1 protein-coding gene is annotated in these 224 nt (G+C 67.9%); it reads left to right on the forward strand.

Going from position 1 to position 224, the window contains the following annotated elements; translation table 11 throughout:
- The coding region (locus PU724_RS34235; RefSeq protein ID WP_426213884.1) for a VCBS domain-containing protein at window positions 1-224 on the forward strand (224 nt) is incomplete at both ends.

The following is a 224-nucleotide window of genomic DNA, read 5'->3' on the forward strand; positions in this document are numbered from 1 at the left end:
ACGCCACCGACGTCGACAGCGCCAACGACTTCTCGGTGGTCACCAACGGCGCGCACGGCACGCTGTCCATCAACGCCGCCGGCGAGTGGAGCTACGCCCTCAACGAGGACGACGCCGCCGTCCAGGCCCTCAACACCGGCGATCCGGCGCTCACCGACACCATCACGGTGCAGACCTCCGACGGCACCACCAAGGACATCGTCATCTCCATCCACGGCGCCAAC

The organism is Mesorhizobium abyssinicae, assembly GCF_049887195.1.
In the GTDB taxonomy this organism is placed as follows: Bacteria; Pseudomonadota; Alphaproteobacteria; order Rhizobiales; family Rhizobiaceae; genus Mesorhizobium; species Mesorhizobium abyssinicae.